This window comes from Hassallia byssoidea VB512170 (assembly GCF_000817785.2).
Lineage (GTDB): Bacteria > Cyanobacteriota > Cyanobacteriia > Cyanobacteriales > Nostocaceae > Hassallia > Hassallia carrinoi.
Genome location: NZ_JTCM02000138.1, coordinates 1 through 16,090 on the forward strand (window position 1 = coordinate 1; position 16,090 = coordinate 16,090).

The following is a 16,090-nucleotide window of genomic DNA, read 5'->3' on the forward strand; positions in this document are numbered from 1 at the left end:
CTGGTCGTGTAATCAACACATGGGCTGATGTAATCAACCGCGCTAACCTGGGTATGGAAGTAATGCACGAGCGCAACGCTCACAACTTCCCTCTAGACTTGGCTGCTGCTGACTTCGCACCTGTAGCATTGACTGCACCTGCTATCAACGGCTAATTTTTAAACCTGTAGAGACGTTCCACTCCTTACGTCTGTACGATAATGTGAAAAGCGCCTCCCGAATTTCGGGGGGCGCTTTTTAAGCGATAAATCGCTTACTAGGAGCTATTTTCTCGCTTTGATTAATTGCAAACTTCCACCGGCAGTTAAAGTGCGATCGCATTCTCGAAATCCTGTATCTGTAAGCAATTCAGGTAAATCGGTTTTCAACAACTGCCAAGCTGTTTCTGTCTCAAACAATAGCAAAAACAGCGACAACCCAGGCACGAATAGCGGGTTGGTGGGATGGGTGAAAATCTACTAATGTAAATACCCCACCTGGTTTCAGCACTCGATAAACTTCTTTAATTATTTGTTGCAATTGCCCAGACTGCATTTCGTGTAAGGCTACGCTAGTATGCACAACATCAAACTCATTATCTGCAAACGGCATTTTCTCCGCAAAAGCTTCTACATACTGCGCTTGCGGCACATTCTGCCTTGCTCGTTTTAAAGATAGCGGTGAAGCATCCAGTCCTGTTACATTTTGTGAATATTTGACTAATACTTGTGTCGCTTGACCGCTACCGCAACACAAATCTAAAACTTTAGTATCTGATTCAATCGTTAAGCCCTGCAAAGCCAGCTGCCGGAAACGCCCTTGGGCTAACTCCGGACAAGAATGGACAGCCTTGTTCTGGGTGACTCGTTTGGTATTTGCTCCTTTTAATACAAGGCTGTCCATTCTTGTCTATCTTTAATGAAACCCTTCACCCTTTCGGCTTGGTGCAGTCCCCCATCGACGGGAACCGCCAAGACGGGGGCTGCTTCACCACCGACGCTTAAAGCTGCCAAGCGAGATATAGCATCATACAACCATTGATAGCGGTAACTCCAATCTCTGAAAATTGTTGCCACTGTTTCCACCCTCCCCGTTAGCCTTTATATTTAATAAAGATATATTGTTAACATTAGTAAAAAATCTGAAAAGATTGGGGGACTGTAATTGCTATGGATCGTGTAGGCGTTTTATTACTCAATCTGGGCGGTCCAGATAAATTGGAAGATGTTGGACCATTTCTGTATAACCTGTTTTCCGATCCAGAAATTATTCGCCTACCCTTTAGTTGGTTGCAAAAACCCCTGGCATGGTTGATTGCGTCAAGGCGAACCCAAAAATCTCAAGAAAACTACAAGCAAATTGGCGGTGGTTCTCCATTGCGGCGGATTACTGAAGCGCAAGGAGAAGCTTTAAAAGAACAATTGCAAGCTTTGGGGCAAGAAGCGAACATATATGTAGGAATGCGTTATTGGCATCCTTACACCGAAGAAGCGATCGCTCAACTTACCCAAGACAACATCGAACATCTAGTAATTCTACCTCTTTATCCTCAATTTTCCATCAGTACCAGTGGTTCCAGCTTTCGCCTGTTAGATAAACTCTGGCAAGAAGACCCAAAACTTCAGCGGATTGAATACAAGGTCATTCCCTCTTGGTACAAACAACCAAGCTACCTGCAAGCAATGGCAGAACTGATAGCTCAGGAACTCGATCAATTTCCCAATCCCGACTCTGTTCATGTTTTCTTCAGCGCTCATGGTGTTCCCAAAAACTACGTTGAAGAAGCAGGCGACCCCTACCAGCAAGAAATTGAGGAATGTACTGCCTTAATCATGCAGACCCTCAATCGACCAAATGAACACACCTTAGCTTACCAAAGTCGCGTTGGTCCGGTAGAATGGCTGCAACCTTATACTGATGACGCGCTTGAAGAACTAGGCGCAAAAGGCGTGAAAGATTTGGTCGTTGTACCTATCAGTTTTGTCTCAGAACACATTGAGACGTTACAAGAAATTGATATTGAGTATCGGGAAGTAGCAGAGGAATCGGGAATTGAAAACTTCCGTCGCGTACCTGCTCCCAATACTCATCCATTGTTCATTAGAGCTTTGGCAGATTTAGTTCTAGATGCACTCAAATCTCCCAGTCTGAAGCTTTCACAAGTCTATCAGATGAAGAAAAAGGTGAGAATTTATCCACCAGAGCGTTGGGAGTGGGGTATAACTACTAGCGCTGAAGTTTGGAATGGTCGTATCGCCATGCTAGGCTTTATTGCCTTAGTGATCGAGTTAATTACTGGTCGCGGTCTGCTGCACATGATAGGTATTTTGTAAAAGATAAATAATAAAAGGTAAAAATTGCGTCTTACTTTTACCTTTTTACTTTTACCTTTTACCTCGATAAAAATTGCGTCTTACTTTTACCTTGGTAATATCAGCTATACCACTATTTAGCACTACGAACGGCAAACCATAACAGCAATAAAGCAATTAATCCTCCTTGCCAAGGAGCGTTAAATGCTATAAAGTTAGGAACTTTCTAATGATTAAAGAAACAATTCGGCTACTTGTTACGCTCTTGACGTTCATTTTATTGGCTAGCCTTGTTCATCGTTTTAGATATGGAGCTACGATCGGTGAATTAATAAAAACGAATTTTTATGAGATTTTGCCAATACGCAGTCTTTTTTGGACATTAGTCGCAGGCTTAACTTATGGATTTTTGCTTTTTTCGTTTGCTTCTCTAAGCAATCTCTATTCTATTATTTTCAAGACTTATTATTCTTCTCAAGCGCTAGAACACTTACTTGTTAATAGTATTTTTGCTGGTCTGTTAGGTATATTAATTTTGCTAGCTAACAGCTATTTATTAAATATACCTCATCATAATCCTATATCTGTTAATACTGAAAATCTTTCAATACGCTATGGTATCGCGCCTCGCCTAATAAAAAATCTAGGTGTCGAACGATTTCCAAATGAAATTTATTCAACAATTAGACGCGACAAAAAAATTCGTTGGCTTTTTGTTATAGCTGGAGCATTGTGTCTTGGCTTAATACTATTTCTTATCCTGAAGAATGAAGAATATGGTTTAGGTATCGACTTCAACCAACCGATTGAAAGATTTGTGTTGCAATCTCCGTCTACCTGGCATATTGCTCCTCTGTGTACAATACTGATTATTGCGACACTGATTGTGTTGCTTTTATTTGATAATTTAGATTATACATTCATCACTTTTACCAAATTTTTATATCTTAAATTTATACTTTGATTTGGTGTTATTGCTTGCTTAATGTGGATTGGCTTTAGTTTAAATACAACGGTTCTAATACTTGCTTTAATAATAGCTTTTTACGGTCTACGAGCAACTATTGATTTGACTACAGAGTTCAAGTACAAGAAATTAAAGCAGATTTATAACCCCGTAGCTGCTAAAATTAGGGAGCATACGTTTTATCTAGATCGGATTCCTAGCGATCCTTGTCTAAGACTAGGTTCTCTTCAGACGGATTTACTAATTCAGCGTATTGGTCAGGGTTGCAAAAATATTGAAGAACGTGGAATTTTTGTCACTCGAAATTTTGGACGCTTTTTAAATTTAATCGAAATTCAGCATGAAGAATTTGCTGTAGCAATGCTCCGCTATCTTACTGTGAGGAGGTACATAACGCGCTCTAATACTTCAGGGACATCTCGATGGCTACAGCATCCTGAAGTCCCAATGTGGGATTTGAATCTATTTCCGATCAATTCTCCTCATGGCTATGTTAACTGGACTGATCCACTTTGGCTTCCTAGTCAGTGGGATATAGTTGAGACATGCGGTACTTGTGGTGGCACAGGAACTATAACTGAAACAGTTTCGGATGGTGAAGGCAGTCGTACAGAAACTAGAACATGTGGAACTTGTGGTGGTCGCTTAGAATACACCCAAATTATCAATACCCAATGGCAAAGGCTGCTTCCTTTAGTAACTTATCCGGAGACTCCAACTCCTGAAATGGTAGAGGACGCTGAAGAGCAAGTTATTTATAGACTGCCTTTAACAGAGAAATTTTCGTCCTCCAATGAATCCGCACAAGTTATTAGAACTAGCAGCCCACTCATCAACAAAATGCATCAAACTGGGGAGCAGCTTGAATACCTGCATAAACTTCATCAGTCAGAAATAGAGAAGCTACATGGTGGATATCTATATCGTGCAGACTTTCAAATAGCTTCTTTTCGCACCATCATGATTGAATTTACTAATCTTGGTGGTAGTGTAGGTTGGTTTTTCGTGCGAAGACCAGAGTTCTACTTCCCTCGATTGCCACTGTGCTGGATTACAGTCTTCACTTTTGCGCTGCTGCCACCTTTATGGATTGCCCTTTTTGTATTCTTATGGGAAACTTCAGTAAAGATTTTTCCATTCTTGGTTGAATAAAGCTACATTAAATTAACACAAGTTTACAATGAATGACCAGAGTAATAAAAGAGCGTTATTTAATATTCCCAATTAAAGCGATCGCTCTACAAAAATTATTCATTAAGGCTTACTATTCTCCGCTCGCAGTTCGTCTACAGGTAGAAGATTTCAATGCATTAAACGAGTAAAGTCTTAGTTACATAGCTGAAAGACTGGTAAAGATTTTCTCCGATCTAATTCAAGCTGTGCAATATATGTAACTTTACTAAGCAGTAATTATGCGTTGGCAAATCGGTCGTCGGAGCGAGAATGTAGAAGATCGGCGTGGATCGCGGATTTCCGCTCCTGTGGTGGGGGGAGGTATTGGAGCAGTGATTTTATCGCTCGTGGTAGCGCTTCTGGGTGGCGATCCGAGTGTAATTTGGCAACAGGATAACGCACAAAGCGATCGCCCGACTACTGAATCACCTCGAACAACACAAGGTCAAGACCAAATGGCTGATTTTGTCTCTGTGGTGCTAGCTAATACAGAAGACACATGGAGCAGTATATTTCGACAACAGGGAAATACCTACGTAGAACCGAAGTTAGTTCTTTATTCAAACGCGGTTGAGTCAGCTTGTGGATTTGCGCGATCGGCAGTTGGTCCATTTTATTGTCCGCGAGATCAAAAAGTCTATATTGACTTGAGTTTTTACCGCGATCTGAAAAATAAATACCAAGCACCAGGAGATTTTGCCCAAGCTTATGTGATTGCTCACGAAGTTGGGCATCATGTTCAGAATTTACTCGGTATTTCCGGCAAAGTTCAAGCATTGCAGAACCAAGTAGGTCAGGCAGAAGCGAATCAGCTTTCTGTCAGGTTGGAATTACAAGCCGATTGTTTTGCCGGAGTTTGGGCAAATCGTGCCGAGCGATCGCGGCAAATTCTTGAAGAAGGCGACATCGAAGAAGCCCTGAATGCTGCAAGTAGCATTGGCGACGATCGCTTACAAGAACAAGCTAGAGGCTATATCGTACCAGAATCTTTTACGCATGGTTCCTCGGCGCAACGAGTGCGCTGGTTTAAGCAAGGTATCCAAACCGGCGATCCTAAGCAATGTAACACCTTTGCTAGGGGAAGTATTTGATAGTTAGGAGTTAGGAGTTAGTGGATAGTGGATAGTGGATAGTAGTAATTTTTGACAACTAACCACCAACAACTAACAACTAACCACTAACAACTAACAACTCTAAATACCCAACCTTTGATAAACCTCCTCTAAATGTTTCAGATGCTGCTGTGGATCGAAACATTCGGCAATTTCTGCCGGCGATAACTTTTCGGTAACGCGAGGTTCTTTGCTAATCAAATCGTGAAAATTGCCTTCTGGTTTATTCCAAGCTGCGTGAGCGCTTTCTTGGACAATTTTATAAGCTTCTTCTCGCTTCATTCCTTTTTCTATTAAAGCAAGTAGCACTTTTTGGCTAAAGACCACACCACCATAACAGTTGAGATTTCTTTCCATGTTCTCAGGATAAACCAGAAGGTTTTTCACCAAGTCGATGGTTTCTTTTAGCATGAAATGTGTCAAAATGCAAGCATCGGGAAACATTACCCGCTCAACGGAACTGTGGGAAATGTCGCGTTCGTGCCAAAGTGCGACGTTTTCCAAAGCTGCCACAGTATGACTTCTGATAATGCGTGCCATTCCGGTTAATCGTTCGGAACGGATGGGATTACGCTTGTGTGGCATAGCTGAGGAGCCTTTTTGCCCTTTGGAGAAAAATTCTTCAACTTCGAGAACGTCTGTTCTTTGTAAGTTGCGAATTTCTACAGCAAAGCGTTCAATAGAAGCGGCGAGTAAAGCTAATTGTTGCACGTAATCGGCATGGCGATCGCGTGAAATAACTTGAGTTGATGCGGTATCCGGTTGTAGTCCCAATTTAGCACAAGCGATCGCTTCCACACGCGGATCGATGTTAGCATAAGTTCCGACCGCACCGGAGATTTTCCCCACAGCGATCGTTTTTTTGAGAATTTTCAAGCGTTCTTGGTGACGCAACATTTCTGCCAACCATCCAGCCAGCTTAAAACCAAAAGTAATTGGTTCAGCATGAATACCGTGCGATCGTCCAGCCATCACCGTATAACGATGTTCTCTTGCCTTTTCGCGAATGCTTGTAATTAAATCTTCCACATATTGCAACAACAAATCAAGACTTGCTATTAATTGCAAAGCTAAAGCCGTATCCAGCACATCCGAACTAGTCAAACCTAAGTGAATATAACGTCCTGCATCGCCAACATATTCATTTACGTTTGTTAAAAAAGCAATCACATCATGGCGGACTTCTGCTTCAATTTCTAGCACCCTCTTTGGGTCAAAATTCGCCTTTGCCTTAATTTCCTCAACTGCCTCGGTAGGAATGTAACCTAATTCAGCTTGAGCCTCACAAACAGCAATTTCTACTTGCAACCACGTTTTTAATTTATAAGCTTCCGTCCACAAATTGCCCATTTCCGGCAAGGTATAACGCTCAATCACAGACTGCCACAGAGTTCAACCGTCATATTTTACAGTTTTACAGTAAAAGTGTTGTAGAAAAAAACATCACTTAAGCGCCAAGAATGGACTAGTACTAATTGAAGTTATACATTATATATAAATATATTCACTTATACTACAGTCTTATCTGCTTTCTGTTGAGGTAAAGAACTGCTTTTGGTATCAGATGCAATAATGCTAATGCTACCATCAGCTTCTAAATACGCCTTTTTCACATCAGCTAAAAACTCTACACCCTGCTGACGTAATTGGCTCATCAACTCTTCTTCTGTAATTAGTTCGCGTTCGAGATGGCGCAATATCAGACGTCCATTTTTAACAAGTAGTAAAGGTGGGGGATTAAGAAACTCTTGAAACTTGGGAATTTTGTAGCCTAACCAGTTGAGCAAATAGCTCCAAAAAATAACAGTTCCTACTAAAATTGCTCCTTCGGTAATTGATGTATAAGTGCTTGCCATCGCATTTTGGGCAGCTTCAGCAAATAATACAACCACTAGCAAATCGGGAATTCCGAGCGTTCCCATTTGTCTGCTGGGGAGAAAGCGTAACACTGAGAACAGTGCAAGGTATACCAGCGAACCTCTAACAATCAGTTCCACGACGCTCATGCTGGGAACAAAAATTGCTTGCCAATCGATTGAGAACCATCTGTGCATTATCACTATCAGGTGGGCAAACATAAATCTTTAGCCTTCAATTATGAAAATCACTAATTTCTGTTTTTCCTTTTTAAGCGCTTGCCTTGTGTAAGTTTCCCAAATAAGCGATTAATAAAATTAGATTTCCTCGTAGATGGTTGTTCAGTATGCTTGGATTTCAGCCCTAGATTAGCGCGAGCTTTATCAGTCATGGGGATAGCATTTTTATCTGGGACAATTTGCGAGCCGTATCTTCTGGCGTAAACTTGGGTAAACTCAGCACCAAAAAAGAGAATTTGGGCAGCATAATAAACCCAAGCGATGACAACTACCACAGAACCTGCCGCACCGTAAGTTGAACCGAAACTGCCGTTTCCTAAATATTGCCCTAAAACAAACCTACCGAAGGAAAATAATAGTGAAGTGATAGCAGCTCCAATCCAGACATCACTCCAGGTAATTTTTACATCTGGTAGAACTTTAAATATTAGCCCAAACAGCACAGTACTGATTGCAAAACCAACTAAGAAGTTAACTATCTGCCAGATAAAATCAATACCCGGTATCAAGTTGTTAAAGTAAGCTACTATTGCTGCTAATATTCCACTAATTACCAGGGACACCAGAAGTAAAAAGCCGATACCCAGCACCATTGCAAACGACAAAAAGCGATTGCGAACCATGTTTTTGACAGCGCGTCCTGGTTTCGGCTGCACTTCCCAAATTGTATTTAAAGCATCTTGTAGTTCAGTAAATAGACCAGTGGCACCAAATATTAGAACGACGATACTAATGATAGAAGCGATCGTACCCTGTTTTGGTTGACTGGCATTTTTAATTGCTTCTTGGATGACTGTTGCCCCAGCCTTGCCAACTAAACCTTGAATTTGTGCGAAAATTTCACCACTTGCGGCATCTTCTCCAAATACTGCACCAGCGATCGCAATTACAATAATCAGCAACGGTGCGATCGAAAATATCGTGTAATAAGCTAACGCTGCCGATAACCGCGAGGCTTTATCATCATTCCATTCTTGAAATGTCTCCTGGAATAGCCTCAAAATTGCCTTCACATTCATCAACAAATCTCCTTTTGCCAGTATCTAGCTTGCCTTAGACTTAATTGATACCCAATCTCTCAAGCCGCCACATCTGCCAGAAGGCGTTTTTCTCGCGTCCTTGAGGCAGAACTCTTGTTGAATACAATTAGACTCCTGAATTCTCGTTTATCTGTATAATTTTTCAAATTTTCCGTAAACAGCGCAAAACTAGATGTAGATTGTAATAACCGCAATACTACTGATGACAAAGATTTACAGGGTGGCTGACTACTTGACTAAATCAGTAGATATCAGTATACAATCATAAACTTATCATGCGTACTTTGGGATTTACTCAGCGCTTTTTTCTATTGGTTACTCCTTTGATAGCTACTTCTAGCTTAGTAACCTCACCCAGTCAGGCTGCTACACTAGCTTTATCTCAAGGAGAATTTTATTTAAAAAACTTCAGTCTTGACCCAGAAGTAACCGCAACTGTAAATAATGCTAACACCTCAACTATTGCCAACGATGGCGAGGTATCAGCTACTAATAATGCAAACATAGATTTTATCCTAGAACCACCAAAAGTCATTAATAAATCTTTAAGTCAAGCCTTTGGTGAAAATAAAAATTATTTAGGATTGGCAAACGCTGATGGTAAAGTTTTAGGTAACTTTTTTGTCGATGCTGGTGAATCTTTTTCTGTAGACTTTACAGCATTTTTAGACTTGGAAACATCAAGAGATGAACCCGCAGAAAATGCCAAGGCAAGTGCAGATATTTCTTTTTTATTATTTGACACAACTGACATCGCCGAACAAAATCTTTTAGATGACTTTTTTACTCAGTTGTTATCTGACACTACGCCGAACATTAAAAAAACTCCTTTAGACTTCTTATCTTTGACGGCAAATGTAAATTCTTTCAATGACAAGGATTTTATTACAAGTCAAAAAAGTGAAAATTTCACTTTATCTAATCAAGATACTCAGTTTAATTTTGGTGGTAACGCAGAATTTGCGACAGCTTTGTTTGAAGGTTCTTTAAAACGCTCTTTTGCCACTCCAACAAATTTAACTTTCATCCAAGTTAGAAGAAGTCAGGTGAAAGTTTCAGTACCTGAACCATCGACTAGTCCGGCTTTACTTTTTTTATCTGCCTTAGTTGCCGTTGCTACTAAAGCAAAACTGAAAAAGACTACCTCAGCATAGTTTAAACGTATATAGCAACCTTTAGAAACCCGGTTTCTTGGAGAAACCGGGTTTCTGTTATATGACGCAAAATTTTATGTAATACCAAACTGTTATGTCTCTACATCTTGATTCATACCTCAATTCAGCAGTCCTGCAAAATTTCTGCCATTAGGTAGAGAAACGCTTTCTACCAATAGCAGTATGACTAATACTTTCGTTTTTTGTTAAATAACTAAAGTAAAAGATGTGGTTAGTGAGATTTTATCCAACTAACGATTAGTAATGCCCAATTCGTAAATAAAATATTTATGCAACTTACAAATAAAGTAGCATTGGTGACAGGAGCCGGTTCCGGTATTGCCAAGGCAGCGGCAAAGTTGTTTGCTAAAGAAGGTGCTAAAGTTGCTGCATTAGGACGTACAAAGGAAGAACTTGAAGAAACAGTTGCTCAAATTGAAAGCGACAATGGCGAAGCAATACCACTGATTGCCGATATTTCCCAACCAGAAGAAATGCAACAAGCAATTCAGCAGATTGCAGATAAGTGGGGACGTTTAGATATTGTATTTGCCAACGCCGGAATTAATGGCGTTTGGGCACCTATAGATGAATTGACACCCGAAGAATGGGACAAAACAATCAACATCAATCTGAAAGGAACTTTTTTAACAGTTAAGTATGCTGTACCTCACCTGAAAAAGCAAGGTGGATCGATTATTATCACTTCTTCTGTTAATGGGACACGCATTTTTAGTAATACCGGTGCAACCGCTTATTCATGTTCCAAAGCCGCACAAGTTGCTTTCACAAAAATGATTGCTTTAGAACTTGCTAAACACCGCATTCGTGTTAATGTAGTTTGTCCTGGGGCAATTGAAACTAGTATTGATGAAAACACTGAAAGACGAGATTTAGAGCATATTCAAGAACCAGTTGAGTTTCCTGAGGGTAAGATTCCTTTGACTGATGGCAAACCAGGAACATCTGAGCAAGTAGCACAATTAGTGTTATTTTTAGCATCAGATGCTTCTAGTCATATCACCGGTACACCAATTTGGATTGATGGGGCAGAATCTTTGTTAAAGGCTTAAAAGTAACGAGGCATTGCATTGCTTTATGGGATGATAAATACAATAGACATCTCCAGAAATTATGTAGAGACAATTCATGAATTGTCTCTAGCAAAAGTTACGTCTGTGTCATAATTCATTTTCCCAGATGTCTAATATACGCCAAAAATTTAACATATTGTAGAGACGTTTCGCCAAAACGTCTCTACGATTCATCGCACGGTTATGCAATGCCAGTAACGAAATCACTGCATTCTATCTATGGTGCGATACTGAATTGCTTCTGCCACATGATTTGCCTTCAGGTCATCATCTCCTGCTAAATCTGCAATTGTGCGTGCTACTTTGAGAATGCGATCGCTTGCTCTTGCCGATAAGCCTAATTTCTTAATTGCGCCTTCTAACAAATTGCGACTAACATCATCTAATTTACACCATTTTTGAAGATGACCGCTCTGCATATGTGCATTGCAACGCAGATTGAGTTCATCTTTGAATCGGCTTGCAGTTCTTGACCGCGCTTGTTGCACTCGTTGGCGTACAATTGCCGATGATTCTCCTGTTGGTTGTTGAGTAATTTCCTCTGGTTTCAAGCGATTAACCGCAACTTGCAAATCAATTCTATCCATCAACGGACCCGAAAGCTTTGCCCAATATTGTTCTCTTTGTCGTGGCGAACACGTACACTGTTGGACAGTATCGCCATAATAACCGCAAGGACAAGGATTGGTACTTGCTACCAATGTAAACTGCGCGGGAAACATTACCGATTGTTTCGTGCGGGAAATCGTTACATAACCATCTTCCAAAGGTTGACGCAGAAATTCTAAAACATCACGTTTAAATTCCGTTAATTCGTCCAAAAAAAGGATGCCAAAGTGTGATAAAGATATTTCTCCAGGACGGGGAAAACTACCACCACCTACAAGCGAGGGACCAGAAGCTGAGTGGTGGGGACTGCGAAAAGGGCGATCGCGTACCAAAGAACCGCGATTTTTCAACAACCCAGCCACCGAATGAATCCGCGTCACCTCCAAAGCCTCAGCGAATACCAAAGGTGGTAAAATCGTCGGTAAGCGTCTAGCTAACATCGTTTTACCACTACCAGGCGGTCCAACAAAAATTAAATTGTGTCCCCCGACTGCGGCAATTTCTAAAGCACGACGCGCATGTGCTTGTCCTTTAACATCCTTTAAATCATCACTGCTAAATGAATCTAAAAGCTTTGCAGGCGATGTCTGTAATGTACTATCAAACTGCACAGGTTTATGAGAACCTGGATTATTTAAAAAATTTGCCACATCAGATATATTATTAAATCCATAAACCTTCAATCCTTCAACCACAGCAGCTTCCTGTGCATTATCAGCCGGGACAACCAAACCCGCAATTCCCATCTTTTCAGCAGTCGCAGCGATGGGTAAAACACCTGCAACAGCGCGTAAATTTCCATCCAGCGAAACTTCTCCTAAAAAAAGGTAATCTCCCAACAATTCAGCGTTGACTTGTTCCGAAGCTGCCAAAATGCCCACACTGATAGGCAAATCAAAACAAGGACCTTCCTTGCGTAAATCAGCAGGTGTCAGATTTATGACAATCTTTCGCATCGGAAAGGCAAAACCAGCATTTTTCAAAGTTGCTTTTACTCTTTCTTTCGATTCCTGCACAGCAGCGTCGGGCAATCCTAATACGACAATTCCCGGCAAACCCCCGGATACATCGACTTCTACACCTACTTTAACGGCATCGATGCCAACAATTGATGCACTCCAAACTCTAGCAAGCATATATTCCCTTGAACGATTATTCAGTTATGTATCAACCAGCGTTGAGGATGACTTCAATCCCATCCTGCACCCGCATCAATTCCTGACGCTGTTGGTAAATCCAAGCTTTCTCAGCTTCGCGGTATTCTGGTGTTTCTTGCTGATATCGCTCTTGTTGTTCTAGGAAGTCATTGTAAAATGCGATCGCTTTTTCCATAGCTTCAGTCGCTAATTTAATTCTGTCATCAAAAATGGCTGTGATAAAGTTCTCAATTGTTGCAGAAACGTTATCTTTAAACTTAACAACGTCATCCCAGCAGATACCGCCCCAACCCTGCTCTACCAAAGCTTTTAAATTTGGGCTAATACTCGTTTTTAATCCTAAATGATATTTTGGTAAAAGTTCTATGGGATTATTAAATTTATTTTCAACTTTAATAGTTATTAAGTTTATCTGTTTATTTAACTCAGTTTTTTTCTGCTGGTCTAGCATATTGACATAGTACTGGCATAATTTTAAATTCATATTTAGAACTTCTTGATAAACCAAAATTAATTTACCTTTGATTATTATGGCTATTCTTTCATCTAGGAGGTTGTCTACTTGAAACTTAATTGCAGTACTAAAACCCTTTTTATCATCCCAAACGACTCCTATCTTCTGCTGACCTTTTGCATCAATAAACCAATTATTTCTCAAGTTATCTATTTGTTTATCCCAATATTGTTTTGCTTGTGTGACTGCTTCATTCTTGCATTGACTTCCTAGTTGGCTAATTTTAATGGAACGTCCACTAATCTCGCCAAGCTGTTCCCATATTTCATGTTTTGCTGCTGAGGCAATCATTGGCTTGCTCAACCAAATATTCTCAGCACGGTATAGATCATCGGAACAGACAAAAATTAACTGCTTGAGTTTAGTAGCGGATTGTTTTACTTCTTCAATACACGGTTTAACTGAGTTTTTCAAACTTGTGGCAGATTGCTTAATTTCTAAGGAATTATGCTCATCCTTCAACAGTTGTTCAACGGATTGGGTAATATTCTCAAATGTGTTGAAATAGTTATTCACAATAATGTTTTCCGAGAATGGTGATCTGATATAGTTGCTCGTAATTTAATATGCCCAGATTTCACTGAAACTAACTACGTAAAAACACCGTTATCTTTGCCAATAGGACAAGCTAGGCTGTAAAAAATTATCTTCAAACGCTTTAAAAATATGCTGTTTCAGTTTGCTCCTGCAATCCAAGCGCTGATTGACTCTGGTAAATATGAGATTGTTCGTAATACAGTTACAGGACAATTACTAGGCATAGTTAGAGACAAAGCAACAGGTCAATTTGTAGCTCATGCAGTTGGTCTTGCAACCAAAGCAACTGGTTTTCCTGTTAACCCTTTATTTGCCCCTGCACAGTTAGCTATGGGTGGCTTGGAGATGTTTCAAACTCACATGGGGTTCCAAAAAACCTACGCAATCCTTGGAGCGCTCCAGAACAGCGTGGGAGTTTTACAAGCAACTACAGCGGTGATTGGTGTTGGAACTGTAGCAGGTTTAGCCTTATCAGCCGTAAACCTGCACCAAACCTTGAAACTGAGGGAAGATGTCAAGCAACTGCGGTTGGAAGTCAAGGACGGCTTTATTGATATGAAACAAGCCTTAAAAGACCAAGGAGCAGAAATCCTAAAACACATTGACCAGGTTGCCCAGGATATTGAGTTTAAGCATCATTGCACGATTCTAACTCAGGCTTATGGACATTTTATCGAGGCAGTTAACTGGCTCCAAAATACATTAAAGTTACCAGATGCAACTGACAGAAATGCGGCTTTTGTCGGTGTAGAAGGAATGTTACGTAAAGCTCTGGCAGATTATAACAATCCGCAAATATACAAAGACACTTGTGTTGCTGGAAGACTGCGTAGACTTGAGTGCGCTTGGGCAATTGACCAGACAATTACCTTGACATATCAACTGCGGGGTGCATTTGAAGTAGTGAGCGATCGCCTCTCTCATCTCCAAAATAAAGTCCATCAAGATACCCTTACTTTAATTGATCTGTGTAAAACAGATGATGAGCTTGATTTTCTCTTCCCTGAAATTGTGCGGATTTACGAGCATGATTTAGCCGTACTAAACTCGTGGCAAAATGATGTAAATTGGAAGCGATCGCTGCCTCCATCAGAAATAAAACTGCTCCAAAGTGCTGATTTTGATACTTCAGAAGTTACTGTTGGCAGTTATGCGATCGCTCACGCAACTGCTGATTCAATACCCCTAGAACTATTACTTTATGAGAATTTGAAGCAAAAATCTCATTCAGCATCCCTGCGAGATCAGCTAAAATTTATGTTAAAGCCTGATTTACGTCAAGGGCATGAATCCTACATTAGTCAGCAAGCAACAGCCTCTGGATATAAAGCTTTAGCCCCCTCAAACTGGCAAGAAATACCAGATTTCACTGTTGCCAACCTCTACTGGTACTTCAAACATAAAAGTGCTTGAGAGCGATCGCATTTCATTAACATGACCCCGAATTCTCCGCGTACCTCTGCGCTTACCTCCGCGTGCCTTTGCGTTTAAATCTTAACCCTCAATTCCCCATAATTTTACGCAAAGCTGTACTTAGCAAGCATTGAATCCATAATACAAAACATGACAGAATCTGTAGCAGATGAGCAGGTAAATCGGCATGACTGAAACTACAGACACGATTTTCGGTAAAATTATCCGTCGCGAAATTCCCGCAGACATTGTTTATGAGGATGATTTAGCGTTGGCATTTAAAGATGTTCAGCCTCAAGCACCCGTTCACATCCTCGTCATTCCCAAAAAACCTATTGTCAAACTGGCTGATGCCGAAGAAGGCGATCGCGACCTTTTGGGGCATCTTTTATTAACGGCAAAGCGCGTTGCCTCTGAAGCTGGACTCACCAACGGTTATCGCGTTGTCATCAACACAGATTCTGATGGCGGTCAAAGTGTCTATCATTTACATTTACACATTTTAGGAGGGCGGCACATGACTTGGCCCCCTGGTTAATGCAGCTACAGAGGCGCAATTCACTGCGTCTCTAGCTTATATAAGAAAAACAGATAATTCATATAATAGATACTTAAGTAAAAAATGTTTACAAATCTCAACTATTCCTTTAATCTAATAAACAGGTAGGCAATCTCACCTACTCAATATCAAAAAACAAAGCAATCATAAACTCATGACCACAACTTTACAAAGACGCGAGAGCGCCAGCGTATGGGAACGGTTTTGCAACTGGATCACCTCCACCGAAAACCGCCTATACATCGGTTGGTTCGGGGTATTGATGATCCCAACCCTCCTAGCCGCTACCACCTGCTTCATCATTGCGTTTATCGCAGCACCCCCAGTAGACATCGATGGTATCCGTGAACCTGTTGCAGGTTCCTTGATTTACG

At 40.7% G+C, this 16,090-nt stretch carries 13 protein-coding genes and 4 pseudogenes; 10 read left to right on the plus strand and 7 right to left on the minus strand.

Annotation, left to right across the window (positions count from 1 at the left end; translation table 11 throughout):
• Positions 1 to 155, plus strand: a pseudogene (locus tag PI95_RS31355) (photosystem II q(b) protein); the annotation flags it as partial.
• Positions 156 to 263: 108 nt separating this feature from the next.
• Here the strand turns inward: PI95_RS31355 and PI95_RS31360 are convergent.
• Positions 264 to 1,055 (minus strand): annotated as a pseudogene (locus PI95_RS31360) (class I SAM-dependent methyltransferase).
• A 93-nt stretch (positions 1,056 to 1,148) separates the two neighbouring features.
• Here PI95_RS31360 and hemH point away from each other — a divergent pair.
• Positions 1,149 to 2,312, plus strand: coding sequence for a ferrochelatase (gene hemH / locus PI95_RS31370; protein ID WP_039738636.1), 1,164 nt, complete (start codon positions 1,149 to 1,151; stop codon positions 2,310 to 2,312).
• A gap of 112 nt (positions 2,313 to 2,424) precedes the next feature.
• Here the strand turns inward: hemH and PI95_RS36405 are convergent.
• Positions 2,425 to 2,499: pseudogene (locus PI95_RS36405) on the minus strand (DUF4126 domain-containing protein); the annotation flags it as partial.
• 21 nt (positions 2,500 to 2,520) lie between these two features.
• Between PI95_RS36405 and PI95_RS31380 the strand changes: the two are divergent.
• The 3 genes from PI95_RS31380 to ypfJ all read left to right on the plus strand — a co-directional run bounded on the left by PI95_RS31380 (position 2,521) and on the right by ypfJ (position 5,522).
• Positions 2,521 to 3,255, plus strand: coding sequence for a hypothetical protein (locus PI95_RS31380; protein ID WP_039738637.1), 735 nt, complete (start codon positions 2,521 to 2,523; stop codon positions 3,253 to 3,255).
• Positions 3,256 to 3,360: 105 nt separating this feature from the next.
• Positions 3,361 to 4,410, plus strand: a complete 1,050-nt coding sequence (locus PI95_RS31385) for a hypothetical protein (protein WP_163519365.1) — start codon at positions 3,361 to 3,363, stop codon at positions 4,408 to 4,410.
• Positions 4,411 to 4,670: 260 nt separating this feature from the next.
• Positions 4,671 to 5,522 (plus strand): KPN_02809 family neutral zinc metallopeptidase, encoded by an 852-nt coding sequence (gene ypfJ / locus PI95_RS31390; protein ID WP_039738641.1) that lies wholly within the window; start codon positions 4,671 to 4,673, stop codon positions 5,520 to 5,522.
• Positions 5,523 to 5,624: 102 nt separating this feature from the next.
• Here ypfJ and purB read toward each other — a convergent pair whose 3' ends face one another.
• The 3 genes from purB to PI95_RS31405 form a co-directional block, all read right to left on the minus strand.
• Positions 5,625 to 6,920 carry an adenylosuccinate lyase gene (gene purB, locus PI95_RS31395; protein WP_039738642.1) on the minus strand — a complete coding sequence of 432 codons (1,296 nt, stop codon included), beginning with the start codon at positions 6,918 to 6,920 and terminating at the stop codon, positions 5,625 to 5,627.
• A 131-nt stretch (positions 6,921 to 7,051) separates the two neighbouring features.
• On the minus strand, positions 7,052 to 7,597 hold the full coding sequence (locus PI95_RS31400) for a DUF421 domain-containing protein (RefSeq protein ID WP_039740303.1): 546 nt from the start codon (positions 7,595 to 7,597) through the stop codon (positions 7,052 to 7,054).
• Positions 7,598 to 7,650: 53 nt separating this feature from the next.
• Positions 7,651 to 8,658 (minus strand): YihY/virulence factor BrkB family protein, encoded by a 1,008-nt coding sequence (locus PI95_RS31405; RefSeq protein WP_039738643.1) that lies wholly within the window; start codon positions 8,656 to 8,658, stop codon positions 7,651 to 7,653.
• 296 nt (positions 8,659 to 8,954) lie between these two features.
• On the opposite strand from PI95_RS31405, the gene PI95_RS31410 reads away from it, so the two are divergent.
• Positions 8,955 to 9,833, plus strand: coding sequence for a hypothetical protein (locus tag PI95_RS31410; protein ID WP_052324723.1), 879 nt, complete (start codon positions 8,955 to 8,957; stop codon positions 9,831 to 9,833).
• A gap of 290 nt (positions 9,834 to 10,123) precedes the next feature.
• Positions 10,124 to 10,906 carry an SDR family oxidoreductase gene (locus PI95_RS31415; protein WP_039738647.1) on the plus strand — a complete coding sequence of 261 codons (783 nt, stop codon included), beginning with the start codon at positions 10,124 to 10,126 and terminating at the stop codon, positions 10,904 to 10,906.
• A gap of 224 nt (positions 10,907 to 11,130) precedes the next feature.
• Here PI95_RS31415 and PI95_RS31420 read toward each other — a convergent pair whose 3' ends face one another.
• Together PI95_RS31420 and PI95_RS31425 are read right to left on the minus strand one after the other, a co-directional pair.
• Entirely contained in the window at positions 11,131 to 12,672 is a 1,542-nt protein-coding gene (locus PI95_RS31420) for a YifB family Mg chelatase-like AAA ATPase (protein ID WP_039738648.1), read from the minus strand.
• A gap of 31 nt (positions 12,673 to 12,703) precedes the next feature.
• Positions 12,704 to 13,723, minus strand: a complete 1,020-nt coding sequence (locus PI95_RS31425; protein WP_039738649.1) for a hypothetical protein — start codon at positions 13,721 to 13,723, stop codon at positions 12,704 to 12,706.
• 150 nt (positions 13,724 to 13,873) lie between these two features.
• Between PI95_RS31425 and PI95_RS31430 the strand changes: the two genes are divergently transcribed.
• The 3 genes and pseudogenes from PI95_RS31430 to PI95_RS31440 form a co-directional block, all read left to right on the plus strand.
• Positions 13,874 to 15,157 carry a hypothetical protein gene (locus PI95_RS31430; RefSeq protein WP_039738651.1) on the plus strand — a complete coding sequence of 428 codons (1,284 nt, stop codon included), beginning with the start codon at positions 13,874 to 13,876 and terminating at the stop codon, positions 15,155 to 15,157.
• Positions 15,158 to 15,344: 187 nt separating this feature from the next.
• Positions 15,345 to 15,695, plus strand: coding sequence for a histidine triad nucleotide-binding protein (locus PI95_RS31435; protein ID WP_039738652.1), 351 nt, complete (start codon positions 15,345 to 15,347; stop codon positions 15,693 to 15,695).
• A 175-nt stretch (positions 15,696 to 15,870) separates the two neighbouring features.
• Positions 15,871 to 16,090: pseudogene (locus PI95_RS31440) on the plus strand (photosystem II q(b) protein); the annotation flags it as partial.